The organism is Novosphingobium sp. AAP1, assembly GCF_001295765.1.
Taxonomy (GTDB): Bacteria; Pseudomonadota; Alphaproteobacteria; order Sphingomonadales; family Sphingomonadaceae; genus Novosphingobium; species Novosphingobium capsulatum.
This window is the reverse complement of sequence record NZ_LJHO01000003.1, coordinates 189,247-215,090: the sequence shown is the minus strand read 5'-3', so window position 1 is coordinate 215,090 and position 25,844 is coordinate 189,247. Positions and strand designations below refer to the sequence as shown.

21 protein-coding genes are annotated in these 25,844 nt (G+C 67.4%); 9 read left to right on the top strand and 12 right to left on the bottom strand.

Annotated features, from left to right (window positions below; genetic code table 11):
* Positions 1-32: 32 nt before the first annotated feature.
* The 5 genes from IP65_RS08195 (at position 33) to IP65_RS21290 (ending at position 7,766) form a co-directional block, all read left to right on the top strand.
* On the top strand, positions 33-2,237 hold the full coding sequence (locus IP65_RS08195) for a glycoside hydrolase family 3 protein (protein ID WP_054131382.1): 2,205 nt from the start codon (positions 33-35) through the stop codon (positions 2,235-2,237).
* Positions 2,238-2,241: 4 nt separating this feature from the next.
* On the top strand, positions 2,242-3,729 hold the full coding sequence (locus IP65_RS08190; protein ID WP_197279235.1) for a hypothetical protein: 1,488 nt from the start codon (positions 2,242-2,244) through the stop codon (positions 3,727-3,729).
* 24 nt (positions 3,730-3,753) lie between these two features.
* Positions 3,754-4,893 (top strand): acyltransferase, encoded by a 1,140-nt coding sequence (locus IP65_RS08185; protein ID WP_054131381.1) that lies wholly within the window; start codon positions 3,754-3,756, stop codon positions 4,891-4,893.
* Between the two features lie 215 nt (positions 4,894-5,108).
* On the top strand, positions 5,109-7,124 hold the full coding sequence (locus tag IP65_RS08180; protein ID WP_082349943.1) for a glycoside hydrolase family 3 protein: 2,016 nt from the start codon (positions 5,109-5,111) through the stop codon (positions 7,122-7,124).
* A gap of 72 nt (positions 7,125-7,196) precedes the next feature.
* Positions 7,197-7,766 carry a hypothetical protein gene (locus IP65_RS21290; protein WP_156306482.1) on the top strand — a complete coding sequence of 190 codons (570 nt, stop codon included), beginning with the start codon at positions 7,197-7,199 and terminating at the stop codon, positions 7,764-7,766.
* 132 nt (positions 7,767-7,898) lie between these two features.
* Here the strand turns inward: IP65_RS21290 and IP65_RS08175 are convergent, their stop codons facing one another.
* The 9 genes from IP65_RS08175 to IP65_RS08135 form a co-directional block, all read right to left on the bottom strand.
* Positions 7,899-9,017 (bottom strand): zinc-binding dehydrogenase, encoded by a 1,119-nt coding sequence (locus IP65_RS08175; protein WP_054131380.1) that lies wholly within the window; start codon positions 9,015-9,017, stop codon positions 7,899-7,901.
* Positions 9,018-9,088: 71 nt separating this feature from the next.
* Positions 9,089-9,625 (bottom strand): VOC family protein, encoded by a 537-nt coding sequence (locus IP65_RS08170; RefSeq protein ID WP_054131379.1) that lies wholly within the window; start codon positions 9,623-9,625, stop codon positions 9,089-9,091.
* 19 nt (positions 9,626-9,644) lie between these two features.
* Entirely contained in the window at positions 9,645-11,081 is a 1,437-nt protein-coding gene (locus tag IP65_RS08165) for a 2-oxo acid dehydrogenase subunit E2 (RefSeq protein ID WP_054131378.1), read from the bottom strand.
* A gap of 11 nt (positions 11,082-11,092) precedes the next feature.
* Positions 11,093-12,106, bottom strand: a complete 1,014-nt coding sequence (locus tag IP65_RS08160) for an alpha-ketoacid dehydrogenase subunit beta (RefSeq protein WP_054131377.1) — start codon at positions 12,104-12,106, stop codon at positions 11,093-11,095.
* A 20-nt stretch (positions 12,107-12,126) separates the two neighbouring features.
* The gene (locus IP65_RS08155) at positions 12,127-13,110 is read right to left on the bottom strand and encodes a thiamine pyrophosphate-dependent dehydrogenase E1 component subunit alpha (RefSeq protein WP_054131376.1); all 984 of its coding nucleotides are present in this window, start codon (positions 13,108-13,110) and stop codon (positions 12,127-12,129) included.
* 40 nt (positions 13,111-13,150) lie between these two features.
* On the bottom strand, positions 13,151-14,371 hold the full coding sequence (locus IP65_RS08150; RefSeq protein ID WP_054131375.1) for an acyl-CoA dehydrogenase family protein: 1,221 nt from the start codon (positions 14,369-14,371) through the stop codon (positions 13,151-13,153).
* Positions 14,372-14,377: 6 nt separating this feature from the next.
* Positions 14,378-15,529 carry a thiolase family protein gene (locus tag IP65_RS08145; RefSeq protein WP_054131374.1) on the bottom strand — a complete coding sequence of 384 codons (1,152 nt, stop codon included), beginning with the start codon at positions 15,527-15,529 and terminating at the stop codon, positions 14,378-14,380.
* Positions 15,526-15,921: a Zn-ribbon domain-containing OB-fold protein gene (locus tag IP65_RS08140; RefSeq protein ID WP_054131373.1), complete on the bottom strand. Its 396-nt coding sequence runs from the start codon at positions 15,919-15,921 to the stop codon at positions 15,526-15,528. The genes IP65_RS08145 and IP65_RS08140 overlap by 4 nt, the downstream gene beginning before the upstream one ends.
* 234 nt (positions 15,922-16,155) lie before the next feature.
* Positions 16,156-16,926, bottom strand: coding sequence for a LuxR C-terminal-related transcriptional regulator (locus IP65_RS08135; RefSeq protein WP_028658247.1), 771 nt, complete (start codon positions 16,924-16,926; stop codon positions 16,156-16,158).
* Positions 16,927-17,044: 118 nt separating this feature from the next.
* Between IP65_RS08135 and IP65_RS08130 the strand changes: the two genes are divergently transcribed.
* On the top strand, positions 17,045-18,163 hold the full coding sequence (locus IP65_RS08130) for an acyl-CoA dehydrogenase family protein (RefSeq protein WP_054131372.1): 1,119 nt from the start codon (positions 17,045-17,047) through the stop codon (positions 18,161-18,163).
* A 167-nt stretch (positions 18,164-18,330) separates the two neighbouring features.
* Positions 18,331-19,227, top strand: coding sequence for a hypothetical protein (locus IP65_RS21285; protein ID WP_156306480.1), 897 nt, complete (start codon positions 18,331-18,333; stop codon positions 19,225-19,227).
* Here the strand turns inward: IP65_RS21285 and IP65_RS08120 are convergent.
* Positions 19,224-20,741, bottom strand: a complete 1,518-nt coding sequence (locus IP65_RS08120) for a UxaA family hydrolase (protein WP_054131370.1) — start codon at positions 20,739-20,741, stop codon at positions 19,224-19,226. The genes IP65_RS21285 and IP65_RS08120 overlap by 4 nt on opposite strands.
* Before the next feature lie 77 nt (positions 20,742-20,818).
* Between IP65_RS08120 and uxaC the strand changes: the two genes are divergently transcribed.
* Positions 20,819-22,243: a glucuronate isomerase gene (uxaC, locus tag IP65_RS08115; protein WP_054131369.1), complete on the top strand. Its 1,425-nt coding sequence runs from the start codon at positions 20,819-20,821 to the stop codon at positions 22,241-22,243.
* Positions 22,240-23,664 (top strand): mannitol dehydrogenase family protein, encoded by a 1,425-nt coding sequence (locus IP65_RS08110; protein WP_054131368.1) that lies wholly within the window; start codon positions 22,240-22,242, stop codon positions 23,662-23,664. The genes uxaC and IP65_RS08110 overlap by 4 nt, the downstream gene beginning before the upstream one ends.
* Here the strand turns inward: IP65_RS08110 and IP65_RS08105 are convergent.
* Both IP65_RS08105 and IP65_RS08100 read right to left on the bottom strand, forming a co-directional pair.
* A complete protein-coding gene (locus IP65_RS08105; RefSeq protein WP_054131367.1) occupies positions 23,661-24,725 on the bottom strand; it encodes a LacI family DNA-binding transcriptional regulator in 1,065 nt (354 codons plus the stop codon). The genes IP65_RS08110 and IP65_RS08105 overlap by 4 nt on opposite strands.
* 30 nt (positions 24,726-24,755) lie before the next feature.
* The gene (locus IP65_RS08100; RefSeq protein ID WP_054131366.1) at positions 24,756-25,772 is read right to left on the bottom strand and encodes an alpha/beta hydrolase; all 1,017 of its coding nucleotides are present in this window, start codon (positions 25,770-25,772) and stop codon (positions 24,756-24,758) included.
* Positions 25,773-25,844 lie beyond the last annotated feature (72 nt).

Here is a 25,844-nt window from a genome sequence, read left to right as displayed (position 1 = left end):
TTTTCTTTTTCGTTCCAGCAAGGATCCCAGCGATGAAACGCCATTTGCCCTTCGTGCTCGGCTGCGCCGCCCTGGCGCTTGGCAGCGGTGCCCGCGCCCAGCAGGCGCCCGCGGTCGACATGGCGGCGGCGCAGGCCCGCGCCGACGCCACGCTTGCCAAGATGAGCGCCGACGACAAGGTGATCCTCACCCACGGCGTGATGCCGCTGCCGTTCCTGCCGGGGGCCAAGATCCCGGCTGGGGCGATTTTCGGCGCTGGCTATGTCGCCGGGATTCCGCGGCTGGGCGTGCCGGCCTTGACCGAAACCGATGCCAGCCTGGGCGTTGCCTGGGTGGGCGGCTTGCGCAAGGATGGCGCCACCGCCCTGCCATCGGGCCTGGCCCAGGCGGCAAGCTGGAACCCTGATCTGCTCTATCGCGGCGGGGCGATGATCGGGGCAGAGGCGCGGGCCAAGGGCTTCAACGTGCTGCTGGCTGGCGGCGTCAACCTGATGCGCGATCCGCGCAATGGCCGCACGTTCGAATACCTGGCCGAAGACCCGCTGCTCTCGGGCGATCTGGTGGGCGCGGCGATTGCCGGTATCCAGTCGAACCACATCATTTCGACGATCAAGCACTTCGCGCTCAACGGCCAGGAAACCGGGCGCAAGTATGTCGATGTCAAGATTGCCGAGGGCGCGGCGCGGGAAAGCGATCTGCTGGCGTTTCAGATCGGCATCGAAAAGGGCCAGCCTGGCGCGGTGATGTGTGCCTACAACCGCATTGGTGGGGCGCAGGCCTGCGCCAGCGACTGGGCGCTCAACAAGGTGCTCAAGGGCTCTTGGGGCTACAAGGGCTTCGTCATGTCTGACTGGGGCGCGGTGCCCGGGGTTGAAGCGGCGCTGGGCGGGCTGGATCAGCAATCCGGCGCAGAGCTGGACAAGGCGCTCTATTTTGCTGACGTGCTCAAGGCCAAGGCCGGGGCGGACAAGGCCTATGCCGCCCGCCTCGATGACATGAACCGCCGCGTACTGACCGCGATCTATGCCACGGGCATCGACAAGCATCCGGCCCAGCCGGGCGGCGCGATCGATTTTGCTGCCCATGCCCAGGTGGCCGAAGACGTCGCGCGGCAGGGTATCGTGCTGCTCAAGAACAATGGCGCGCTGCCGCTGGCCAAGACGGCCGCCTCCATCGCGGTGATCGGCGGATATGCCGACAGCGGCGTGCTGGCCGGCTCGGGCTCGAGCCTGGTCATGGGCGAAGGAGGCCCGGCCGCGACGCGCTCGCTTGGCGGAGACGGGCCGTTTGCCGCGCTGATGCAGCAAAGCTATCACCGCTCCAGCCCGCTCAAGGCGATCCAGGCCCTGGCGCCCAAGGCTACCATCACGTTCCGCGACGGGCGCTATATCGCCGACGCCGTTGCCAAGGCGCGCCAGGCCCAGGTGGCGATCGTGTTTGCCACCGAATGGCGCACGGAAGGGGCCGACCAGCCCGACCTGTCGCTGCCCGATGGCCAGGATGCGCTGATCGCTGCCGTGGCGGCGGCCAATCCCAACACCATCGTCGTGCTGGAAACCGGCGGCCCGGTGATGATGCCCTGGCTCGACAAGGTGGCCGGCGTGGTGGAGGCGTGGTATCCCGGCGCGCGCGGGGGCGAGGCGATCGCCTCGGTCCTGTTCGGCGACACCAACCCGGGCGGGCGCCTGCCCGTCACGTTTCCCGTCAGCCTCGATCAGTTGCCCCGGCCCAAGCTGGATGGCGCGGATTGGGTGGAGCCCAATTTCGGGGGCGATCCGGCCCCGGGCAAGGACCAACTGCACGCCGATTATGACATCGAAGGGTCTGACGTGGGCTATCGCTGGTTTGCCCGCAAGGGATACAAGCCGCTGTTCCCGTTCGGCTTTGGCCTGAGCTACACCAGCTTTGCCGCGCGCGACCTGAAAGTTTCGGGAATGTCTGCCAGCTTTACCCTGGCCAATACCGGTCAGCGCGCCGGCGATGACGTGGGCCAAGTCTATCTCGTGAGCCGCAATGGCCAGCCGCTGCAACGCCTGGTCGGCTTCAAGCGGATGAGCCTGGCTGCGGGCGCGAACCAGAGCGCCACGGTAACCTTCGATCCGCGCCTCCTGGCCGATTGGAAGGATGGGCGCTGGACCATGCCGGCCGGCGACTATGGCTTTGCCCTGGGGCGCAGCGCGGCCGATCTGGGGCAAGTGGTGACCGTCAAGCTGCCCGCGCGCAGCTGGAAGGATTGAGGCGATGGACCGCCGCCAGGCGATGGCCTTGATCGGCATGGGGGCGGCTGCGGCAGGTGTGCAAGGCATGCCTGCCGCAGCACGGGCTGCCGCGCCGGCCGCGAGCACGCCGCCGGGCGCAGCCTGGTTTGCTACCGTTGCCGGGCGGCCATGGCAGGCGCGCAGCCTGCCTGCGCCTGGAGCCGTGCCGGCCGATCCCTTTGCCACGGGCGCGCAAGTGCGGCTTGATGCGCCGCGCCAGACGATCGCCGGGTTCGGCGGCGCCTTTTCGGAAAAGGGCTGGCAGGCCCTGGCGGCGCTGCCGCAGGCACAGCGCGCCCGCGCGCTGGCGGCGCTGTTTGGCGATGATGGCTGCGCGTTCAACCATTGCCGCACGCCGATCGGCGCCAACGACATTTCGCGCCGGTGGTACAGCTATGATGAAACGCCCGGCGATTACGACATGGCGCATTTTTCCATCGCCAACGATCGCGAGACGCTGATCCCATTCATCCAGGCAGCCCAGGCGCTGCGCCCCGATCTCAAGGTCTGGGCGTCACCCTGGTCACCGCCGACGTGGATGAAGAAAGGCGGCCACTATGCCCAGGCGCCGGCCTGGCCGGGGCAGCCATCCAACGGCATCACCCCGGCGCAACTGGGCCAGGAGGGCTACGATTCCTTCCTCCTCGATGATCGCACACTGGCTGCCTATGCCCGCTATTTTCGCTGCTATGTGGAGGAATATGCCAAGGCCGGCATCCGCATCGACACGGTGATGCCGCAGAACGAATTCAACTCCGCGCAGCCCTTTCCCAGCTGCTGCTGGACGCCAGAAGGGCTGGCGCGATTCATCCCGTTCCTAGCCCAGGAAATGGGCAAGGTGGGCGTGCGCGTATTTTTCGGCACGCTGGAGCGCGGCAATATCGATCTGTTCGACCGTGTCATGGCCCATCCCGATGCCGCCGCCGCGATCAAGGGCATCGGCGTGCAATGGGCGGGCAAGGATGCGCTGCCGGCCTTGCGCGAACGCTATCCCGCGCTGGAGCTGTGGGGATCGGAGCAGGAATGCGGCGTGGGCACCAACGATTGGCGCTATGCCCGCTATGGCTGGCAGACGATCAAACGCTATTTCGAGCATGGCGCCACGGCCTGGACCTATTGGAACATGGTCATGCCCGAAGGCGGGATGAGCGGCTGGGGCTGGCCGCAGAACAGCCTGCTGGTGGTCGATACGCAGGCCGGCACGTTCCGCATGGGCGAGGATTACTGGCTGGTGCGCCATCTTTCCGCGCATGTGCGGCCCGGCGCGCGCATGGTGCCGGTCGACAGCTTCCTGGGCTATGTCGATCAGCTGGCGTTCCGCAATCTCGATGGCACGGTGGTGCTGGTTGCCAGCAATCCCGTGTCGCAGCCCTCGACCGTCACCTATCGCGTCGGGGACAAGGCGCTGGCCTTGCCGATGGAGGCGGATTCGCTCAACACCGTCATCCTGCCGCCAGCGCTGCTGGCCTGAACACCGCCGGGGGAACAAGACGCGATGCGCCAGGAACACGCCGATACCACTGCCACCGGCAAGGCGCATTTTGCTGTGCTCGATGGCCTGCGCGGCACGGCGGCATTGATGGTGGTGCTGTTTCACATCCAGGGCATCACCGTGCTGTGGCAGGGGGACAAGGTGGTGTTGCACCATGCCCCGCTGGCGGTGGATTTCTTCTTTGCGCTGTCGGGCTTTGTCATCGGCTATGCCTATGATGACCGCTGGCCGCGGATGAGCGTGGGCCAGTTCCTGCGCCTGCGTCTGGTGCGGCTGCATCCGTTGGTGATCCTGGGCGTGCTGCTGGGGTTCGCCAGCTACCTCCTCGATCCCCTGGGCGCGCCGGAACAGGCAATCGCGCTGTCGCGCGTGGTCGTGGCGCTCGTCATGGGGCTGGCGCTGATCCCTACCTGGCCCTTGCCCAACCGCTGGACCGATACCCACCCGCTCAACGGCCCATGCTGGAGCCTGCTGCAGGAATACCTGGGCAACCTGGCCTATGCCCTGGTGCTGCGCCACTGGTCCACGCGCGCGCTGGGCGTGCTCGCAGTGATCAGCGGCGTGGGGCTGGCCGCCAGCGGCATCGCGCTGGGTTCGCTGGACCAGGGATCGTATTGGGAAACGCTGTGGATGGCGCCAGTGCGCCTGTGCTTCCCCTTTGTCACCGGGCTGTGGCTCTATCGCATGCGCGCCCGGCTGCCGCGCATCCGGCTGGGCTGGCCGCTGCTTTCGGCGATCATGGTCGGCGCCATGCTGCTGCCGATCTGGCCAGAGGTGGGCGGCATCAAGCTCAACGGCGTTTACGAGGCGGCTTGCGTCATCCTGCTGTTTCCCGCGATCATCGTGGCCGGCTGCCATTCGGCAGCCGGGCCGATCACCGGTTGGCTGGTGCGCGCCTGCGGAAGGCTGTCATACCCGATCTATATCACCCATTTCCCGTTCCTTTACGTGTGGATGAACTATGTCGCCAAGGCCCACCCCACGCCCGAGCGGATGCTGGTGATCGGCCTGGGCCTGGTGCCATTGCTTGTGGCGGTGGCCTGGCTGGCCGATGTGGCGTGGGACCGGCCGATCCGTGGCTGGCTGAACCGGCAGCTTCGCGCGCGCCAGCACCGCCGGGCGGCATTCAGCGCCACGCCGTGACCTTCATCTGTCGGGCCAATCCGGGTTTACCCGCGTTAATTTGATCGCTACTTAAATTTCGACGGGCGGCGTCTGGCATGGCCAAGACTTTGTCCAAAAATAGGAAAAGTAGGTCAACGCCAGCACCAGCGCGGGTGAGCGCGCACGATCAATCAGACCGGATCGTGCCAGCAGGTGCGAGGCCATGTGGACCAGGAAAAGTGGGAAAACCTTCGATGAACCGAGCCGCCGCCCTGATTGTCGCCCCCTTGCTGGCCCAGCTTTCCACCGCGTCCCTCGCGGCGTCTCCACACCCGTTGGGCGCCGCAGCACCGGCCCGGCAGGCCGCACCGCAACAGCCGGTGATCCCGGCTGATGCCGGGCCGGTGCTAACCGTGGGCAAGCAGCGCTTTCGCGATCTCAACCGCAACGGCCGGCTTGATCCCTACGAGGATTGGCGCCTGCCGGTGGCGCAGCGCGTGGCCGATCTGGTCGGGCGGATGACTCTGGCCGAAAAGGCCGGGGCGATGATGCACGGCTCGCTGGTTACGCCCGACAGCGCGGTGGGCGCCTCCTCGCAAGGCTATGATCGCGGTGCGGCGCAGCAGGCGATCGCAGGCCAGCACATTACCAGCTTCATCACCCGCCTGGCCGTATCGCCCGAGCGCATGGCGCAGGAAAACAACGCGATCCAGCAACTGGCGGCGCAGACCCGGCTGGGCATTCCGCTGACCATCAGCACCGATCCGCGCCACCATTTCCAGGTGACCGTGGGGGCCAGCGGCGCCGCCCAGGGCTATTCGCAATGGCCTGAAACGCTGGGCTTTGCCGCGCTGGGGGATGCCACCTTGATGCGCCATTTCGGTGATGTGGCGCGGCGCGAATACCGTGCCACGGGCATCCACATGGCGCTCTCGCCCCAGGCAGACCTGTTTACCGACCCACGCTGGCCGCGTGGCACCGGCACGTTCGGGGCCAATGCCGATCTCGCCCGCACCATGGTGGAAGCCTATGTCATCGGCTTCCAGGGCAACCCCCACATGCTGGCGCGCGATGGCGTGGCCACCGTGGTCAAGCACTGGGTGGGCTATGGCGCCAATCCGCAAGGGTTTGACGGGCACAACTATTACGGGCGCATGGCCGTGCACGACGATGCCACGCTCAAGACGCATATTCGTCCGTTCCTGGGCGCCTTTGCCGCGGGCGTGGCGGGCGTGATGCCCACCTACGATATCATTTCCGGGCCCCATGTTGCCGGCAAGCCGCTTGAGCCGGTGGCCGCCGGCTACAATGCGCAACTGCTCGGCCTCTTGCGCAAGGACTATGGTTTCAAGGGCCTGGTCCTGTCGGACTGGGGCATCACCCGCGATTGCAGCCAGGCCTGCCGTGCGCCAACCCAGCCGCAGACGCCCAACGAGATTGCCATGCCCTGGGGCGTGGAAGACCTGACCCCGGCGCAGCGCTATGCCAAGGCAACCCGCGCCGGGATCGACCAGTTCGGCGGCGTGACCGAGCCGGAATGGATCATCCGCGACGTGAAGGCCGGCACCATTCCGATCGCCCGCGTCAACGCTGCCGTGGCGCGGATCATGACGCTCAAGTTCGCCATGGGCCTGTTCGACAACCCGCTGGTCGATCCGGCCGCTGCGCGCGATGTGGTAACGCCAGTCGCGCTCGCCGAAGGGCGCAAGGCCCAGGCCCAGGCGCAAGTCATGCTGCGCAACGAAGGCGCCATCTTGCCGCTGGCGGCCGGCACGCGTGTCTATCTCAACGGCATCGACGCGGCACAGGCCCGCGCCCATGGCCTGGTGGTGGTGGAGCGCCCACAAGACGCGCAAGTGGCGCTGATGCGCGCCACCACGCCGTTCGAGCGGCTGCACCCCAACAACTTCTTCGGCAGCCGCCAGAACGAGGGCCGCCTCGATTTCCGTCCCGGCAACGCCGATTACGATGCCGTGGCGCAAGTGGCGGCCACAGTGCCGGTGGTGCTCGCCGTGTTCCTCGATCGCCCGGCGATCCTCACCGAGATCCTGCCCAAGACCCGCGCCGTGCTGGGCAATTTCGGGGTGAGCGACGAGGGCCTGCTCGACGTGGTTACCGGCAAGGAAATCGCGCGCGGGCGCCTGCCGTTCGAACTGCCGCGCACGATGGCGGCGGTGGAACGGCAGAACCCGGCGGTGGGCGATGACAGCGCCGATCCGCTGTTTCCGTTCGGCTTTGGATTGGCCACGACACATTACGGAAAGCGATAATTTGCTATTGAGGCGCAATGGAAAACCGCTAACTTCGTTTCTCGTGCGGCAGGCAGTTGGCGGGAATAGCACATGCAGAAAATTGCCATCGTATTGCTGCTTAGCTTGGCCTGTGGTTGTTCAAAGCAACATAAACCGCCGCCGCCGCCGCCGAGAAATACGCTGGAATTATTGTCTCAAGAAGATGCCGAGTTTGTGCGGTCGCAGCTGCGGCTCACTGGACCGAACGCAGTGAAGGAATTTGAGGCTCCTGGATATCGAGAGTCCAAGATGATTTTGCAAAAGCAAATCTTGGATAGTCGATCCTGCGTAAAAGAATTCAATCAAAGTGATGCATTTCGTGAAGTTCAATCCGCAATTTCGCGTGGTGATTTCCGTTTGTTCAAAGCTGCAAGTAACGGAGTTGCATTTTATTATTATGTACCGGGTGTAAAAAAATGCAAATTCAGTGGCGATGACTCTGATGCTAATCGTATCAGAAACTTGGGGAGTCCTAGCTTCGGCGATGAACAGCATTATGAGATAATTGATGAATGCGATGGCGCCATGAAAAGATACGCCGCCCAATACAACCAAATCATGTTGGCTATGGCCCCGCAGTCGCTGGAATTATCGTGCGGTGATGCAAAGCGCGATAATTGAGGCGGCGATTTGGGATTTCGTGCTCGCTAGCCGGCAGTGGCACCACCCACGGGCCGATCGCGTGGTGACGCCGGCTGGACCGAGCGAACCGACTGGGCGTCCCGCCATTGGCGGAAAGCCCAGTCGTGTTTTTCATTCCTGCGGCAGGATCAGATACTTGGCGCCCGTCGCGCGGCGGTTGTAGTCGGCCACCACGTCGGCATCGAGCACGCGCGAGAGCGGCACCTGCGCCTTGTAGCTGGAGGCGAACAGCGTGGTCAGGTGCTGGCCGACGCGGGCCGTCATGCGGGCGCGCACCTCTGGCCCCAGGGCTTCCATCGTCGGGCCGAGCAGCCAGCCCGAAACATCCCAGACAAAGCCGATGTCGCGTGGCAGGGTGATCGGCCCGGTATCGAGCATGCCATAGACATAGGCCCGCTTCTTGGCGGTGGAGCCATAGCGCGAATAGGCGCCGGCGGCCGCGCGGCCAACCTGTTCCATGGTGGAGAGGATCGTGCCCAGCAGCGGGCCGCCACCGATAGCGTCGAACACGGTGTCGGCACCGGTTGCTTCCAGGGCCTGGCGCAGGTCGGCCGCGAAATCGGGGCTGGAGCTGTCAACCACGTGGGCCGCGCCGAGGCCGCGCAGCAGATCGGCCTGTTCGGGCTTGCGCACCACGTTGACCAGCGGCACGCCTTCGGCCGCGCACAGGCGCACCAGCATCTGCCCGAGGTTGGACGCGGCCGCGGTGTGGACGATGCCCTTGCCACCCACGGCGCGCAGGGTTTCGACAAAGCCCAGCGCGGTCAACGGGTTGACGAAAGCCGCCGCGCCATCCTGGGCGCTCGTGCCTTCGGGCAGGACCATGCACGCCTCGATCGGGACAACGCGATGGCGGGCATACATGCCACCGGCAAAGGTCGCCACGCGGCGTCCGATCAGGGCCTGCGCGCGCGGGCTGCTGCCCGCCGCAATCACCGTGCCTGCGCCTTCGTTGCCCACCGGCATGACTTCGCCCAGGCGGCCCGACAGCGCGGCCAGGCCGGCTGGTGAGAGCGGGGCTTCCACACGCCCGGGGGCAAACGTTGCCTGGTCGACGCGGGCAGAGCTGAACAGCAGGCCCAGGTCAGACGGGTTGATCGGCGCGGCCTCCACCGCGATCACCAGTTCGTTCTCGGCCGGTTCGGGCAGGGGCATTTCGGTGAGCGCGGCGATGATCTTGCCGTCTTCGTGCGCCTGGCTGGTCAGGACGAGGGTGGTTTGCGGTTGCATGGCGTTGGTGTTTCCGTTTTGTCAGCGGGCCCTGCTACATGGGATCGGCCAACGGCGCTTGCAACCGCCGGTCAGCCCAGCTTGCGCAGCGGATCGCTGCCATCCCAATCGCGCGCGGCCTCGCGCATCATGGCAAACAGCCCAGCGCCACCTTCCATCAGCTTGACATATTCGATCACGCCGCCAGGCCCGGCGCCGGCATCGGCATAGATCACCCCGCCGGTTTCGCCCACCTTGCCTTCGATCAGGATGGTGGCGCCGGCCTGTGCGAGCGCGGCGCGCACCGGTTCCAGATCATCCACCTCGACACACACATGGTGCAGCCGGTCGGTCACGGCATAGGGGCCGGTATAGATCGACGGCGCATCGTTTTCCGCGCGGATCAATTCGATCTGCATATCGCCCCAATAGCCCCAGGCCGCCGAAAAGCGCGCGTTGCTCGGCTCGCCCAGATAGGTCATGTCGGCCAGCGTGATGCCTTCCATCAGGAAGAACGGACCGGCGCCGACCACCCTGGTCCAATAGTCGATCGCCGCATCGAAATCGGCGGGCAGGTAGGCCATCTGGAAGATGGGGCCAAACTGGGTGAGGGGGCCGCGCTGGGACATGGTGTGCTCCGTCAGACTATCAGGCAAACAGGCGCTCGGGCGCTTCGAGCAGGCCCTTGAGCGTGGCGAGGAACGCGGCGGCGGCCGCGCCATCGACGGCGCGATGATCGACCGACAGCGTCAGCGCCAACCGCGTTTCAAAGCCCACGGCGCCGCCCGGCAACTCGCATGGGGTGCGGGCTGCCGCACCCACCGCAAGGATCGCGGCCTGGGGCGGATTGATGATCGCGGCAAACTCTTCCACCCCGAACATCCCCAGGTTGGAGATGGAAAAGGTGCCGCCTTCCATGTCGTCATAGCCCAGCTTGCCGGCCTGCGCCTTGTCGATCAGGGCGCGGGTGGCGGCGGCAATGCCGGGCATGCCCAGGCGATCGGCCTGGCGCACGATCGGCGTGACCAGGCCCTTGGGGCTGGCCACGGCAATGGCGATATCGGCATGGGCAAAGCGGTGCACGCTGTCCCCGTGCACCTGCACGTTGACATCGCCGTGCTGGGCCAGGGTAAGCGCGGTGGCGCGCACCAGGTAATCGTTGATCGAGGCCTTGATGCCCAAGACCAGGTTGGCCGTCTGGCGCAGGGCGAGCAGTTCATCCAGCCGCGCACTGGTGCGCAGGTAGAAATGTGGAATGTCCTGCTTGGCCTGGGTCAGCCGCTGCGCCACCACCTTGCGCACCCGGTCGAACGGCACGACCGTGGGCAGGTTGGGCACGGGCACGAACGGCGCCATGCCGGCCGGCGGGGCAGCAGGGGCAGGCACCAGCGCCAGCACGTCAGCCTTGGAAATACGCCCGCGTGGGCCGGTCCCAGTGATGCCGGCCAGGGCAATACCGTGCCGCGCGGCCAGGCGCCGGGCGAGGGGAGAGGCGAATACCTTGGCCCCATCGGCCAGCTCGTCCTGCGGCGCGGGCAGCGCGCCCGCCAGGGCAGGCGTGGCCGCCGGGCGCAGCGCCTGCTGCACGTCTTGCAGGGTGATGCGGCCATCGCGACCCGAACCGGTGATCGGCTCGATATCCAGGCCGCTCGCCTCGGCCAGCTTGCGCGCCTCGGGACTGATCGCGCGGTTGGTGAGCAAGGGCTTTGGCGCGGGCGGAGCCGATGCAGGCGCAGGCGTTGCTTCTGGCGCCGGCGCACTGCCGCCGCGCGCCGCGACGCTGGCATCGGCGGGGCGGAAGCCGGCGATGAACGCGTCGATATCAGCATCGCTGGTGCCCGGCTGGGCCAGCACTGCCAGCAGCGCGCCCACCGGCTGCGCGTCACCGCCGGCCGGGACCAGCACGCGGGCGAGCACGCCGTCCCATTCGGCTTCAACCTCGTTGGTGATCTTGGCGGTCTCGATCAGGCACAGCAACTGGCCGCGGGAAAAGCTCGCGCCTTCCTCCAGCTTCCACTCGGCGAGGGTTCCCTCGGTCATTTCGATGCCCCACTTGGGCATGCAGAAAGGGCGGATGTCGGGCATCGCTCTCTCCTTCAGCGCCAGGCCAGGACGCGGCGCACGGCCGCCTCGATCTTGTCGACCGAGGGCAGGTACGCGCTTTCCAGCTCGCGCGCGAACGGGATGGGGGTGTGCGGCGGGGTCACCTGCTGCGGCGGCGCCTTGAGGCTGGAAAACGCCTTTTCCGCCACCAGCGCGCACAAGTCTGCAGCCAGGCCGCAGCGCGGCGGCGCTTCATCGACCACGACCACTCGCCCGGTCACTTCCACGCTGTCGAGAATGGTTTCCTCGTCCAGCGGGCTGGTGGTGCGCAGGTCGATCACATCGCAGCCGATCCCCTCGGCGGCCAGGCGATCGGCCACGGCCTCGCACATGCCGAGCAGCAGGCCGGACGATACCAGCGTCACATCGCCACCGGCGCGGGAGAGGCGCGCGTGGCCGAACGGGATCATGAAATCCGGGTCGTCGGGCACTTCGCCGCTGGTGGCATAGAGCGCCTTGTGTTCCAGGACGATCACCGGATCATCATCGCGGATCGCGGTGCGCAAAAGGCCTTTCACGTCGGCCGGGGTGGAGGGTATCACCACCTTGAGGCCGGGCATCCCGGTGAGGATATGGTGGACCGACTGGCTGTGCTGCGCGGCGGCGTTGAACCCGGCGCCATAGGCCATGCGGATCACCGCCGGGCACCGTGTCTTCCCGCCGAACATATAGCGGAACTTGGCGATCTGGTTCCACAGCTGGTCAAGGCTGACGCCGATGAAATCGGCAAACATCAGTTCGGCCACCGGCCGCTTGCCCGACAAAGCCAGGCCGGCCGCCGCGCCCATGATCGCGCTTTCCGAAATCGGCGTGTCGATCACCCGGCCGGGGCCAAAGCGATCATATAGCCCGGTGGAGGTGGACCAGATCCCGCCAATCGCCTCGGGCCCGCCGGCCGTGCCCATGCCACCCACTACGTCTTCGCCCAGCACGACCACATCGGGGTCGCGTGCCATTTCCTCCATGATCGTGGAGAGCACGGCGTCGCGGTACATCATCTTGGTCATCGTTGCGTCTCTTCCCGCGATCAGTAGCTGATGTAGACGTCGGCCAGGACATCGTCGGCCGTGGGGCGTGGCGCGGCGCGCGCGGCGGCCACGGCCGCCTCGATCGTGCCCAGCACTTGCGCGTCGAGCGCGTCGATATCGGCATGGTCGAGCAGGCCGGCGGCGGTCACCGCGTTGCGAAACCGCGTCAGGCAGTCGCGCTCGGCGCGAATGCGCTCGATCTCGCCAGGGCCGCGATAGCGCTGTGGATCGCCCTCGAAATGGCCGAAGAAGCGTTCGGTATCGAACTCTACCGCCGCCGGGCCGCCACCGCCGCGCACGTGGTCCAGCACTTCGCGCATGGTCTCGTGCACGGCAAAGAAATCGGTGCCATCGGCGCGCCAGGCCTTCATGCCAAACGCTTCGGCGCGGCTGGCAATGTCGCGATTGGTGCCCACGGCATAGGACACGCCGGTGTGTTCGGAATAGTGGTTGTTTTCGAACACGAAAATGCACGGGGCCTGGGTCACCACCGCCAGGTTCATGGCCTCGAACGTGGTGCCCTGGTTGCAGGCGCCATCGCCGGAAAAGGCGATCGCCACTTTCATGCCATCGGGCCCCGGCCCATCGGCCCGGCTGGCCAGCGCCGCGCCCACCGCGATCGGCGCGCCGGCGCCGACGATGCCGTTGGCGCCCAGCATGCCCTTGTCGATGTCGGCAATGTGCATCGAACCGCCCTTGCCCTTGCACAGGCCCTCGCGGCTGCCCCAGATCTCTTTCATCATCCCGTCCACGTCACAGCCCTTGGCCAGGCAATGGCCATGGCCGCGGTGGGTGGACACGATGCGGTCTTGCGTGCCGAGATGCTCGCACACCCCCACGGCCACGGCTTCCTGCCCGCAATAGAGGTGGGTGAAGCCGGCGATCTCGCCGGTCTGGATTTCGACGTGCAGCCTTTCCTCGAACTCGCGGATGGTCTTCATCGCGCGATAGGCGTTCAGCAGGGCTTCGCGGCTCAATTGCATTCCCTAACTCCCGACGGATTCTGTTCTGGCTGACTGTGGTTTAAAGATGCAGCACGGTCTTGGCGATGATGCCCGCCTGCACTTCGTTGGTGCCGCCAAAGATGGTCCAGGCGCGGCTGTTGAGATAGCGGGCGGCGGCAACCTGGCTGGGCAGGCCATGCACCGCCTGCGGCGCCTGCGCGCCATAGAGCGGGCGCTGCCGTTCCAGTTCCAGCCCCGCCACGCCCAGCAGGTCCATCGCCAGCAGGTCGATATCCTGCCGCAGGTTGGACGCGAGCAGCTTGACCAGCGAGGTCTGCGGCCCCGGCTTTTGCCCGTGGGCGATTTCGGACAGGATCTTCAATTCGATCATTTCCAGCGATTCCACCCCCAGGCGGATGCGCGCCACGCGGCGGCGCCATTCGGCATTGCCGGCCATGGTGCCGCCGTGGCCATCGGGCTGGGCAGTGGCATCGGCCTCGATCCGGCGCAGGTCATAGGCCAGCTTGGGCGCGTGGCATGATCCGCCGCGTTCGTTTTCAAGCAGGAACTTGGCCAGCTTCCAGCCGTCGCCCTCGGCGCCGACGCGGTCGCTCACCGGCACTTGCACGTCTTCCAGGAACACCTGGTTGACCTCATGATCGCCGGCCAGGGTCAGGATCGGGCGCACCGAGATGCCGGGCTGGTTCATGTCCACCAGCAGGAACGAGATGCCGGCGTTCTTGTGCGCGCTGGCATCGGTGCGCGCCAGGCAGAACATGCGGTTGGCCCAGTGGGCGTGGGTGGTCCAGATCTTGGAGCCATTGACGACATAGCGCTCGCCGCGTTCGTCGCTGACGCGCACCGCGCGGCATTGCAGGCTGGCCAGGTCCGATCCGCTGGCCGGCTCGGAAAAGCCCTGGCACCAATAGTCTTCTCCCGAGAGAATGCGCGGCAGGTAGTGCGCCTTTTGTTCGGGCGTGCCGAAGGCATAGATCACTGGCGCGACAAGCTTCAGCCCCAGCACGGTAAGATTGGGCGCGCCGGCCTCGGCACATTCCTTTTCAAAGATATAGCGCTGTACCGGGCTCCACCCCGTGCCGCCATATTCGCGCGGCCATTGATAGGCGAGCCAGCCCTTGCGGTGGAGCACCGCGTTCCATGCCTGGCCAATCTCGGGTTCGACGAAGACCGATGGCGTGGCGGCCGCACCATCGCGGATTTCGGCAGTGAGGTTTTCGGCCAGGAACGCGCGCACTTCGTCGCGGAAGGCCAGGTCTTGGGGAGAGAGATCGAGGTCCATATCGGGCTATTTCTGAAGGATGGTGACGGCCGAAACGCCGGGCGCGCCATAGACGTGGCTGTAGGCCGTGCGCGGATTGCCGGGCACTTGGCGGCCGCCGCCGGCACCCCGCAGCTGCACGACATTTTCATAGACCTGGCGCAGGCCCGAAGCGCCGATGGGCTCGCCACAGGCCAGGCACCCGCCATCGGTGTTGACCGGCAGCGCGCCGCCGATCTGCGTGCGTCCTTGCGCCAGCCAGGCTTCCTGCTCGCCATCGGCGCAAAAGCCGTTTTCGGCCATGTGCATGATTTCCGCGCCGGCTTCTGTATCCTGCAATTGCGCCACGGCAATATCGGCCGGGCCGATGCCGGCTGCCTCGAACGCGGCGGCAGAGGCCAGCCGTGTGGCGGTGGCCGTGCCGCCGCCGCTGTCGATGCTGGGGGCAAAAACCTCGAAGCTGCCGGGTGGGCGGGTGCGCATCGTGGCGGCGGCCAGGCGGATCGGCGTGGCGCCCAGCCGGCGGGCCATGCGCTCGCTCGCCAGAACCAGCGCCACCGCGCCTTCGCCTGGCGAGCAGAACATGAACTTGGTGAAGGGGTCAGAGACCATCGGCGCATTGAGAATGGTGTCGAGCGCCACCGGCTCGCGCCGCCAGGCGTGCGGCGCGTGCACGCCGTTGGCAAAGGCCTTTTGCGCCACCAGCCCCAGCGTGCGGCGCGAAATGCCGTGCAGGTGCATGTAGCGCATGATCTTGGCGGCAAAGAATTGGGTGGTGACCATGTAGCCGGCCGCGCCATACCATTCGGGCAGGTTGTATTCCGCCGGCTTGGCATCGAAGGCACCGCGCGGATGCTTGTCGAAACCCAGCGCCAGGCCCAGCTCGAACTCGCCGGAACGGATCGCCATCTGCGCGGAAAACAGTGCCGAACCGCCGGTGGCACAGCCATTGCGCACATTGATGAACTGCACGCCGGTCAACCCCAGGTGCGATACCATGCTGTCAGGATTGCCCGCCGCGTCCGATCCGCCATAGGCAAACTGGATATCGCCCCAGTTCACCCCGGCATCGGCCAGCGCCGCGCGCACCGCGTGCACGCCCTGTTCCAGGCCAGAGAGCCCCGGCGTGCGGCCGAAGGGGTGGATGCCGATGCCGACGATATGCACGCCCGCGCTCATGCTGCGTTCTCCGCCAAGGGGGCCTCTGCCGGGGCAAAGGCGGGCAGCCACAGCGGATCGTCGGCGCTGTCATCCAGCGCCACGCGGGTGAGTTGCAGCGGCATGCCAATGCGGATGGCATCAAACGCCATGCCCACCAGGCGCGCCTGCACGATCACTTCGCCGGGCAGATCGACATAGCCCAGCGCCCAGGGCTTGAACGCGGCCGGGCCGGCATAGGGCGGCGCCTTGGGGGGGAAACGCTGGATGGTATAAGACCACAGCGTGCCCTGGGTGCCGAGCGCAACGGTATCGAAATCGCTGGTGCCGGGATGCGGGAAGACGATGCGCCCGGCGTCTGGCCGCTCTGCCCGTGCGCGCCCGCCCATCAGCCGCAAGGGCGCATCAGGCATGAACAGGGCAGCGGCTTGGGCCAAGGTCTTCCTCTTCCATATCAGGCGCGGAACCATTGGCGATTCCGCTGTTCCCGATAAAGCGCGCCCACCCCCCTCATGGCGACTCTTCAAAACGCTAGGCCTGCACAAAAGACGGGCTGGTGCCTGGCGGTTGCACGCGCACGGCAAGGCGCCCCTGCCCGTTGGGAGAGGCGCCTGGTGCCGCCAATGCTGCGGCCATGCTGCGCGGGATCACTTCTGCAGCGAGATGTAGCCAAGCTGGGCTGCCTTGAACACGGTCTGGCTGCGGTTGACCGCGTCCAGCTTGATCGAGGCGTTGTGGATGTGGAACCGTACCGTGGCGCGGCTGCGCCCGATGATCATGCTGATTTCCAGGTCGGTCTTGCCGATCGCGGCCCAGCGCAGGCACTCGACCTCGCGCTTGGACAGGCGCGATCCGGGCGGCAGCGCCTGGGCCGAGCCCATCGTGTTGACATAGCTGGTGATGAATGTGCGCCCGACCAACCCGAAGATATCGCCATAGCGCGCAAACAATGCGCCCAGGTCGGTCAGCGACTGATCCAGCGGGTTGAACGACACCGCGCCGATCTGGCCGAACGGCAGGTGCACCGGCACGACAATCGCCGCACGGGTCATCGCGCGGGCTTCAAAGTTGGTCAGGTCGATTGCCGCCAGATAGCGGTTGGGCGCGCGGGTGTGGCAGCCCTTTTCATTTACCCAGAACGGTTCGGCTTCAAAGCGGCAGGCGGTGGTGATCGGCGAATCGAGCGCAATGCGCGGATTGTGCCACCAGGCCTTTTCGCTGGTCCACCCGAACACGTCGCGCGCGAGCACGTTGCCATCCACATCCATCGGCGTGCGCTTGTCGGCGATGTTGTGCGCGGGCGCGGCCTGCATGCCGCAATTGCGGGCAATGGCATCAAGCGCCTGGGCGGCGCGGCGAATCTCGTCGGGCGCCGTTATGCGAACGGCATCGACCCATTCCAGGCTTGGGGCATCCATCTCCAGGACCATGTGCTTGTGCCTTCTTTTGAGCGGGCGTTGGCGGCCATCCTAACCTTTTTCGCAGCGTGGTTGGCCTGTCGGTAGTGCTAGATCGAACCGGGAGGGAGCAACACCCATGAATTTTGAGCTGAGCGAAGAAGAAACCATGCTCGCGGGCCTGGCCGACCGGTTCGTGGCCGATCGCTATGATATCGAACGGCGCCGCGCCTACCTGGCCGAGGCGCAGGGTTTCTCTAGGGAAAACTGGGATTTGCTCGCCGAGTGCGGGCTGATGGCAGCGCCCCTGGCGCAAGCCGATGGCGGCATGGAGCTTGAGCCGGGCGCGATCGTGGCGCTGTTTGCCGCATTGGGGCGCGGCCTGGTGGTAGAGCCGCTGGCCGAAAGCGTGTTGGTGGGCGCGCGGCTGTTGCTGGCCGGTGCGGCCGACAGCCTGGCCGATGCCTGGCGCGAGGGACTGGCGAGCGGGGCGCAGCGCGTGGCCCTGGCCCATGCCGAGCCGGGGCAGCGCGGCAACCGCGCCTGGGTGGAAACCCGCAGCCAGGCAGGGGCAGAGGGCGTGCGTCTGACTGGCGTGAAGCACTGCGTGCCAGCCGGGCAGGGCGCCGACGCGTTTCTGGTGAGCGCGCGCGCCAATGATGGCGGCACTGGCGCCGATGGCATCGCGTTCTACCTCGTGTCCGCCGATGCGCCGGGCCTGACGATCACCCCCTGGCGCTTGATCGACGGCAGCGTGGCGGTGCACCTGACGCTCGATAACGTGGTAGTGCCAGCGTCGCATCGCCTGGCGGGCGGGCTGGATCTGCTCGACCAGATCATGCCGCTGGCCGATCTGGCCCGCGCGGCAGAGGCGGTGGGGGTGATGCAGCGGATTTTTGACGAGACGCTGGAATACCTGCGCACGCGCAGCCAGTTCAACACGCCGCTGGGCCGCTTCCAGGCGATCCAGCACCGCATGGTGGCGCACTATTGCGCGCTCGAGCAATCGCGCGCGCTGCTCAACCTGGCGCTGGTCGGCGGGGCAGAGCGTGATTTCGCCCAGGCCGTGGCCGGCGCCCGCGCCTTTATCAGCGATGTGTCGCTCAGCCTGGGGCACGACATGATCCAGTTCCATGGCGGCATGGGCGTGACTGACGAACTGGCGATCGGCCACGGGCACAAGCGGCTGGTCCTGCTCTCGCGCTGGCCGGAAGAGCCGTTGGCCAAGCTCGATCGCTATGCCGGGCTGGCGGCCTGAGCCGGCACTGGCCCAACCCGGGCGGCGCAAGCCTTCGCCACACATTGAAAAATTGCATCAGGGGGATATTCTGCGCCGATCCGGCAGGATAAGAGCATGCGCGCGGGAACAGGGGCTTTCCGCCTGACGCGTGGTTCTTGGTCGGGATGGTGATGATGCAGGTTTCGATGAGGCGTCTCGTCTTGGCTGGTGTGGCCTGTGGCGCGCTGCTCACGCTGGAGGGTTGCGGCCCCGCGCTGCTTCACCCCCACGCCGCCGCCGCCCGCCTGGGCCGGCCGGTGGAGAAGCCTGCTGCGCCCAGCCGCCCGGCGCCGGCCGAACCGGTTGCGCCCGCGGCGACTGCACCGGTTGCCGAGCCTGCACCGGTGCCGCCCGCCGTTACACCCACGCCGCAGCCGGCCCCAACTCCGCCAGCGCAGAGCGAGGCGGCGCCCGCGCCCGACGCTGGCCCGATCGCCGACGTGATCCCCCACACCGAAGAGCCGCCTGCACCGGCACCAGCAAAGGTCATGCCGGTCGCTCCGCCACCACCGCCTCCTCCTCCTCCGCCCCCGGCGCCCGAGCCGGAGGCGCCGCCGATCGTCGTCAACCACGCGCCAGAGCCGCCGCCCCCGCCTCCACCTCCGCCGCCGCCACCCCCGCCGGTCGCCATTTCCACGCTGATCGTCACTGTGTCACCGCCCACCGCCTGCAAGGATTGCGAGACGGTCAGGCTGTCGGTGTCGCCCACTGGCGAAGTGCTGATCGAGCGTGGCAGCTGGGATATCGTGCACCAGAAATGGGTCTATCGCCGCACCCCGACCAAGACGCGGGGGCAGAACGCCGACGCGTTCATCGCTGCGCTGGCCGGCGATCGCCCGCTGGGCGTCAAGGCGATTTCCGGCACCGAGGGTTGCACCGCCACGGGCGATGCGGGCGGCAACGTTGCGCTGCGCTGGGTCGATGGTATGCGCGATGACCGCCTGACCGTCAGCTTTGCCTGTGCGCCCTATGCCGGCAGCACCTGGGAACGCCACGTGCGTGATGCAGCGGCGCTGCTCAAGCTGACTCGCCCGATCTTTTAAAGCGTCACGCCGCGTTTCCAGATGCCGATGGCGCGTTCGTCATTGGCTTCGTTGCGCGCCGGGGTGCCACTGGCAATGGCGAGGATGCGCGTCAGCAGCGCCTGGGCTGCGGTGTCCATGCCGATATCGAGCGCCTGGCCGGCATCGAAATCGATCCAGCCCGGTTTGTGCCGCGCCAGCGCGCTGTTCGAGGCGATCTTGACCGTGGGCACCGGGCTGCCCAGCGGCGTGCCGCGCCCGGTGGAAAACAGCGTGAGCGTGGCGCCCGCCGCCGCCAGCGCAGTGGTGGAAACAGCGTCGTTGCCCGGCGCTTCCAGCACGGTGAGCCCGCCCTGGCTGACCTGCCCGCCATAGTCGATCACGTCGGTCACCAAGGCCTGGCCGCCCTTTTGCACCGCGCCCAGCGACTTTTCCTCCAGCGTGGTGATGCCGCCGGCGATGTTGCCGGGGCTGGGGTTTTCCGAAACCGGCTCCCCATGGTCGAGGAAATAGCGCTTGAAGCGGTTGACCAAGGTAGAGAGCCGATCGAACACCTCGGGGCTGGTGGTGCGGCCAAGGAGCAGGGTTTCCGCGCCGAATATCTCGGGAATTTCGGTAAGGATGGCAGTGCCGCCAGCTTGCGTCACCGCGTCGGTCATCCGCCCGATCAGCGGGTTGGCAGTCAGCCCGCTCATCGCATCCGATCCCCCGCATTTGACGCCGAGGCGCAGCGCGGACAGCGGCGCAGGGCTGCGCCGGTCCTGGGCCATCAGGCCGAGCAGATCGGCCAGATGCGCTTCCCCGGCGGCGAACTCATCACTTTCCGATTGCGCGCGCAGCACCCGCAGCCGATCGCGCCGGCTGGCGGGAATGCGCGCCAGCAGCGCATCGAGTTGGTTGGATTCGCAGCCCAGGCCAAGCAGCAGCACGCCACCCGCATTGGGATTGCAGGCCAGCGCGGCCAGGATCGCGGCCGTGCCATCAAGATCGGCGCCAAGCTGTGAGCAGCCGAATGGATGGTTGAACGCGTGGACGCCATCGATCGCCGCGCCCGGTATGGCGGCGGCCATGGCCTGGCCGCGCTGTGCCAGCCGCTCGCCCAACCGGCCGACGCAGCCCACCGTGGGCAGGATCCACACCTCGTTGCGCGTGCCCACGCGGCCATCAGCGCGGGCATAGCCCATGAACTGCGGCGCCTGATCATCCTGCGCGCGCTGCGGCTTGGCCGGCGCGGCAAAGGCATAGGCCAGTTCGCCGCCCAGCGCGGTCTGCAGGTTGTGGCTGTGCACGTGATCACCGGCCGCGATCGGCGCGGTGGCCAGGCCGATCTGCGCGCCATAGCGATGCACCGCAGCGCCCGGGGACAGCGCGGCCAGGGCAAACTTGTGCCCGGCCGGGATCGCCTGGCGCAGCGTGACCGCGCTGCCCTCGATCATCACCTGCTGCCCGGCGGCAAGTAGCTGCAAGGCCACGGCAACATCGTCGTTGGGCGCGATCTTAAGCGCGTCGGGAAGGGTGTAAATGGCCTCGGTCATAGGCTTGCGATACACCGTTGCCAGCGCTGGCACAATCCACTAGACCCGCCAGCGATCCTGCAAGAGGCCTGTTGTCGATGCCCAGATTGGTTCTTCATCCCGATCGCCTGTTTCCCGCCGATCCGGACACCCGCGCAATTGCCCGCGCGCTCTATGCCACGGTTGCCCAGGCGCCGATCATCAGCCCGCACGGCCATACCGACCCGGAATGGTTTGCCAGCGATGCGCCGTGGGACAATGCCACGCAGCTGCTGCTGGCGCCCGATCATTACCTGTTCCGCATGCTCTATTCGCAAGGTGTGCCGCTCGATGCGCTGGGCGTGCCGCGCCAGGGCGGGGCGCTGCCCGCTACCGATCCGCGCGAGGCCTGGCGCACGTTTGCCGCGCATTGGCACCTGTTCCGCGGCACCCCTTCGGCGATGTGGCTGAACCACGTTTTTGCCGAGGTGTTCGGTATCGACCAGACGCTCGATGAAACGAGTGCCGATCATTATTATGATGCAATTGGCGCGGCGCTGGCGAGCCCGGCGTTCCGCCCGCGTGCGCTGTTCGAGCGGTTCAACATCGAACTGCTCGCCACCACCGAAGGCGCGGCCGACGATCTTGCCCACCACCAGGCGATCCGCGCCTCGGGCTGGCAGGGCAATGTGGTGACGACCTATCGCCCGGACTCGGTGATCGACCCCGAACATGATGCCTTTGCCCGCGACATGGTGCGCTTTGCCGACCTGAGCGGCGAGGACGTGACGACGTGGGCTGGTTATCTGGCCGCGCACCGCCGCCGTCGCGCCGATTTCCGCGCGATGGGTGCCACCGCCACCGACCATGGCTTCCTCACCCCGCGCACGGCCAACCTCTCGCGCGCGGAATGCGAGGCACTGTTTGCCAAGGTGATCGGCGGCAAGGCCGACGCGGCCGAGGCCGAGCTGTTCCGGGCCCAGATGCTGACCGAGATGGCGCGGATGAGCCTGGACGATGGCATGACGATGCAGATCCATCCCGGCGCCACGCGCAACCACAATGCGCAGCTGTTTGCCAGCCACGGCCGCGACAAGGGCGCCGACATTCCCCGCGCCACCGAATATGTCGAGGCGCTGCGCCCGATGCTCGACCTGTTCGGCAACGAGCCGGCGCTCAAGATCATCCTCTTCACGCTGGACGAAACGACCTATGCCCGCGAACTGGCGCCGCTCGCTGGGCATTATCCCTGCCTCAAGCTGGGGCCGGCCTGGTGGTTCCACGACAGCCCCGAAGGGATGCGCCGCTTCCGCGAGATGACGACCGAAACCGCCGGGTTCTACAATACCGTGGGCTTTAACGACGACACTCGCGCCTTCCTGTCGATCCCGGCGCGGCACGATGTGGCCCGGCGGATCGATTGCGGTTTCCTGGCCCGGCTGGTGGCCGAACACCGCCTGGCCGATTGGGAAGCGGCCGATCTGATCGTGGAATTGACCACGGGCCTGGTGCGCCGCGCCTATGGCCTGCCGGTGCCGGCATGACGCGGCTTTCGCCCGAAACGCTGGCGCTGTTGCCCGGCGATGTGGCGCGGCCCACCTATGATCGCGGCGCCATGCGCGCTGGCGTGGTTCATTTCGGGCCCGGCGCGTTTCACCGCGCGCACCAGGCCGCCGCGTTCGACACGCTGCTGGCGCACGATCCGCGCTGGGGCATCACTGGCATCAGCCTGCATTCGCAAGGGGTGGCCCAGGCGCTGGGGCCGCAGGGCGGGCTTTATACGCTGGCCTTGCTGGATAGGCAGACGCGCTATCGCGTGATCGGCAGCATTGGCCAGGTGCTGACCGGCAAGGCGCCGCAGGCAATCCTTGGCGCCATGGCCCATGCCGATACCCGGATCATCAGCGCCACGGTGACCGAAAAGGGCTATTGCCTGGGCGCCGATGGCGCGCTCGATACCACCCACCCCGCGATCGCTGCCGACCTCACCGGGGCCGGGAACGACAGCTGGGTGCCGCAAAGCTTCATCGGCTGGCTGGTCTGCGGCCTGGGCGCACGGCGCCGCGCCGGCTTGCCTGGCCTGACCGTGCTGTCGTGCGACAACCTGACCGACAATGGCCGCAAGCTGGAGGCCGCCACCTTGGCCCTGGCCCAGCAGGTGGACCCGCAGACCGCGGCATGGATCGTCGATCAGGTGTGCTTTCCCAATGCCATGGTCGATTCGATCACGCCGGCCACCGACGATGCCTTGCGCGCGCAAGTGGCCGCCGCGACCGGTCTGGAGGATGCCTGGCCGATCCAGCGCGAAGGCTTTACCCAGTGGGTGATCGAGGATCGCTTTGCCGGAGAGCGCCCGGCGCTCGATCTGGCCGGGGTGACGTTCGCCGCCGATGTGCGCCCGTTCGAGATGGCCAAGCTGCGCCTGCTCAATGGTGCGCATTCGACGCTGGCCTATGTCGGGCTGGGGCTCGGCCATGAAACCGTGGCCCAGGCGATGCAGGACGCTGCCCTTGCCAGGTTTGTCGAACGCCTGATGCGCGAGGATATCGCGCCATCGGTCATGGCGCCGCCGGGGCTGGACCTGTCGCGCTATATTGCCGATGTGTTGGCGCGCTTTGCCAATCCGGCGATCCGCCACCTGCTGTCGCAGATCGCCTGGGATGGCTCGCAAAAGCTGCCCTACCGCCTGCTTGGCACAGTGCGCGAGGCGCTGGAAGCAGGCCGGCCGATCACCCGGCTGGCCGTGCCGATTGCCGCCTGGCTGCGCTTTCTGGAGCGGGCCGCACGCAGCGGCACCGCGATCACCGATCCCTTGGCGGCAGACCTGCTGGCGCGGGCCAGCGATTGGCGCGCTGTGCTGGCCATGCCAGCGGTGTTCGGCACGCTGGGCCAGGATGCGCAGCTTTTCGATGCGGTGGCCAAGGCGCATGCCGCGCTGGCCGCCGGCCAGCTGGAACCTGTTTAGCCTGGCACCGGCCCGCTGCTCTCGGCCGGGGTCAGCATGAGTTCGGGATGAAACGGGGGCGGCGGGCTGCCGCCCTCGATCCGCGCGATCAGGTCGCCGGTGGCCGCCGCAGCTATCGCGCCGAACGGCCGGGTGACCGAGGTGAGCGCGGGGCTGACCATCTGCGCCAGCATGCTGCCGTCAAAGCCCACTACGGAAAGCTGCCCCGGCACGGCAATGCCGCGCCGCGCCGCCACCTTGAGCACACCGGCGGCCATGATGTCGTTCGCGGCAAAGATCGCGGTGGGCGCGTCGGGTGCGGCCAGCAGGGCCTCTGCCGCCGCGATGCCGGCGGCAAAGCCATAGTCGCCTGCCGCTTCGGCCACCCGCGCATCGGGCACCGTGGCGATTTCCGCCAGGAAACCGGCGCGGCGCTCGCGGGCAGAGGCCATGTCTTCCGGCCCGTTGACCAGGCCCAGGCGGCGATGGCCCAGTCCCAGCAGATGGCGCGCCACTTGCGCGCCGGCGCCGCGCTCGTCGCTCAACACCACCCCGGCAAACCCATCGAGCGGCACGGCCGAAACCGCCACGGCCGGCACCTTGGCCGCGTCCAGCGCCTGCGCCAGGCCCGCCACGCCCGAGATCGGCGGCAGCACGATCAACCCGTCGACGCGCGAACGCCCGGCAAAGGCCAGGGTATCGGCAATCGCCGCCTCACCCTCGCGCGGGGTGGAATGGACGATCAGTTCGTAGCCGTGTGCCGAACTGACCGAGACGATGCCGCGCTGGATGGAATCGAGCACCAGCGCGTTGCGATCGTTGTGGATCAACCCGATGAGGAACGAGCGCCCCATCGCCAGGGCGCGGGCGCGCAGGCTGGGGCGAAACTGCAGGGCGGCAATGGCCGCCTCGATCCGTTCACGCGTCTGCGCGTTGACCTTGGGTGACTTGTTGAGCACGCGCGAGACGGTGCGGATCGAAACCCCGGCGGCGGCGGCCACGTCCTCGATCGTCGGTTCGCCGTGGCGCGGATGGTCAGCGGCGGGCGCGCTTTCCGGAAAGGGGGCAGGGCGGTCGGTCATGCCCCTGTTCTATGCGCAGATATGGCGCGCTCACGCCAGTCCCACCGTGGCCGCCCAGGCCCGCCACAGATCGGGCCAGGCCGCCGCCGGCTTGCCGATCGCGCGGCTCAGGCCAAAGCCGTGGCCGCCATTGGCAAAGAGATGCATTTCCAGCGGGATGCCCCGCGCCTTGAGCGCCGCCCGCAGGCGCACGGTGTTTTCCACCGGCACCACGTCATCGTCCTCGGCATGGCAGAGGAAATGCGGCGGGGCGTCTGCCGGCACGCAGCGATCGGGCGAATGCGCCACCTGCGCGGCCAGGGAGGGATGATCACCCAGCAGCAGCTGCCGCGATCCAGGATGGGCAATGGCCGGGTCCATGCTGACCACGGGATAGATCGGCGCGGCGCTGTGCGGCCGGGCCGACAACGCGTCTGCGGCATCGCGCGGGGTATAGACCGGCACGGCAAAGCGCGCGGCCAGGTCGGCGCAGACATGGCCGCCGGCGGAAAAGCCCATGGCCGCCACGCGTTCGGGATCGATCGCATAATCGCGCGCGCGGTGGCGGATCAGGCGCATCGCCCGCTGCGCATCGGCCAGCGGGGTATCGGCGCCCGATGCCCAGCCATCGCCGGGCAGGCGATAGAACAGGACGAACGCGGTAAACCCGCGCGCGGCCAGCCAGCGGCCGATTTCATAGCCTTCCTTGTCCACCACGACCCAGCGATAGCCGCCGCCTGGCGTGATCATTACCGCCGCGCCATTAGGCCGATCGGGGCGGAACACCGCCAGGCGCGGCCGCGTGATGCCGAGCACGGCGCGGTCGTTGACCAGGCTGTCGGTAGATCGTTCGTTGACCGTTTCCACCAGCGCATGGGCCCCTGTGCCGCTGGGCAGGCCAGGCGCGCCGCCCGGCCATAGGTCGATCGTTTCGGCCGGCTGCGGCAATCCGGGCGGCGTGCCACGCGGCCCGGCCGGTGGCGGGGTTTGCCCCAGCGCCGGCCGGGCTGCGGCCCAGGCCCCGATCGCCAGCGTCCGGGCCACCAGAGCGCGACGATCAAGGGTCATGGGCAGAGTTTCCTCAGTTTCAGAAGTGGGATGCCCACGCCACCCCGGATCAAGTCCGGGATGACGTGGGCG

Bases quoted from the DNA above. Each gene is read 5' to 3' on its own strand.
- uxaC (WP_054131369.1), top strand. From the start codon at position 20,819: ATGCCCAGATTGGTTCTTCATCCCGATCGCCTGTTTCCCGCCGATCCG.
- IP65_RS08130 (WP_054131372.1), top strand. From the start codon at position 17,045: ATGAATTTTGAGCTGAGCGAAGAAGAAACCATGCTCGCGGGCCTGGCC.
- IP65_RS08100 (WP_054131366.1), bottom strand. From the start codon at position 25,772: ATGACCCTTGATCGTCGCGCTCTGGTGGCCCGGACGCTGGCGATCGGG.
- IP65_RS08190 (WP_197279235.1), top strand. From the start codon at position 2,242: ATGGACCGCCGCCAGGCGATGGCCTTGATCGGCATGGGGGCGGCTGCG.
- IP65_RS08150 (WP_054131375.1), bottom strand. From the start codon at position 14,371: ATGGACCTCGATCTCTCTCCCCAAGACCTGGCCTTCCGCGACGAAGTG.
- IP65_RS08170 (WP_054131379.1), bottom strand. From the start codon at position 9,625: ATGTCCCAGCGCGGCCCCCTCACCCAGTTTGGCCCCATCTTCCAGATG.
- IP65_RS08145 (WP_054131374.1), bottom strand. From the start codon at position 15,529: ATGAGCGCGGGCGTGCATATCGTCGGCATCGGCATCCACCCCTTCGGC.
- IP65_RS08135 (WP_028658247.1), bottom strand. From the start codon at position 16,926: ATGGATGCCCCAAGCCTGGAATGGGTCGATGCCGTTCGCATAACGGCG.
- IP65_RS08110 (WP_054131368.1), top strand. From the start codon at position 22,240: ATGACGCGGCTTTCGCCCGAAACGCTGGCGCTGTTGCCCGGCGATGTG.
- IP65_RS08140 (WP_054131373.1), bottom strand. From the start codon at position 15,921: ATGCCTGATGCGCCCTTGCGGCTGATGGGCGGGCGCGCACGGGCAGAG.
- IP65_RS08160 (WP_054131377.1), bottom strand. From the start codon at position 12,106: ATGACCAAGATGATGTACCGCGACGCCGTGCTCTCCACGATCATGGAG.
- IP65_RS21290 (WP_156306482.1), top strand. From the start codon at position 7,197: ATGCAGAAAATTGCCATCGTATTGCTGCTTAGCTTGGCCTGTGGTTGT.
- IP65_RS08185 (WP_054131381.1), top strand. From the start codon at position 3,754: ATGCGCCAGGAACACGCCGATACCACTGCCACCGGCAAGGCGCATTTT.
- IP65_RS08120 (WP_054131370.1), bottom strand. From the start codon at position 20,741: ATGACCGAGGCCATTTACACCCTTCCCGACGCGCTTAAGATCGCGCCC.
- IP65_RS08175 (WP_054131380.1), bottom strand. From the start codon at position 9,017: ATGCAACCGCAAACCACCCTCGTCCTGACCAGCCAGGCGCACGAAGAC.
- IP65_RS08155 (WP_054131376.1), bottom strand. From the start codon at position 13,110: ATGCAATTGAGCCGCGAAGCCCTGCTGAACGCCTATCGCGCGATGAAG.
- IP65_RS08180 (WP_082349943.1), top strand. From the start codon at position 5,109: ATGAACCGAGCCGCCGCCCTGATTGTCGCCCCCTTGCTGGCCCAGCTT.
- IP65_RS08165 (WP_054131378.1), bottom strand. From the start codon at position 11,081: ATGCCCGACATCCGCCCTTTCTGCATGCCCAAGTGGGGCATCGAAATG.
- IP65_RS08195 (WP_054131382.1), top strand. From the start codon at position 33: ATGAAACGCCATTTGCCCTTCGTGCTCGGCTGCGCCGCCCTGGCGCTT.
- IP65_RS08105 (WP_054131367.1), bottom strand. From the start codon at position 24,725: ATGACCGACCGCCCTGCCCCCTTTCCGGAAAGCGCGCCCGCCGCTGAC.
- IP65_RS21285 (WP_156306480.1), top strand. From the start codon at position 18,331: ATGAGGCGTCTCGTCTTGGCTGGTGTGGCCTGTGGCGCGCTGCTCACG.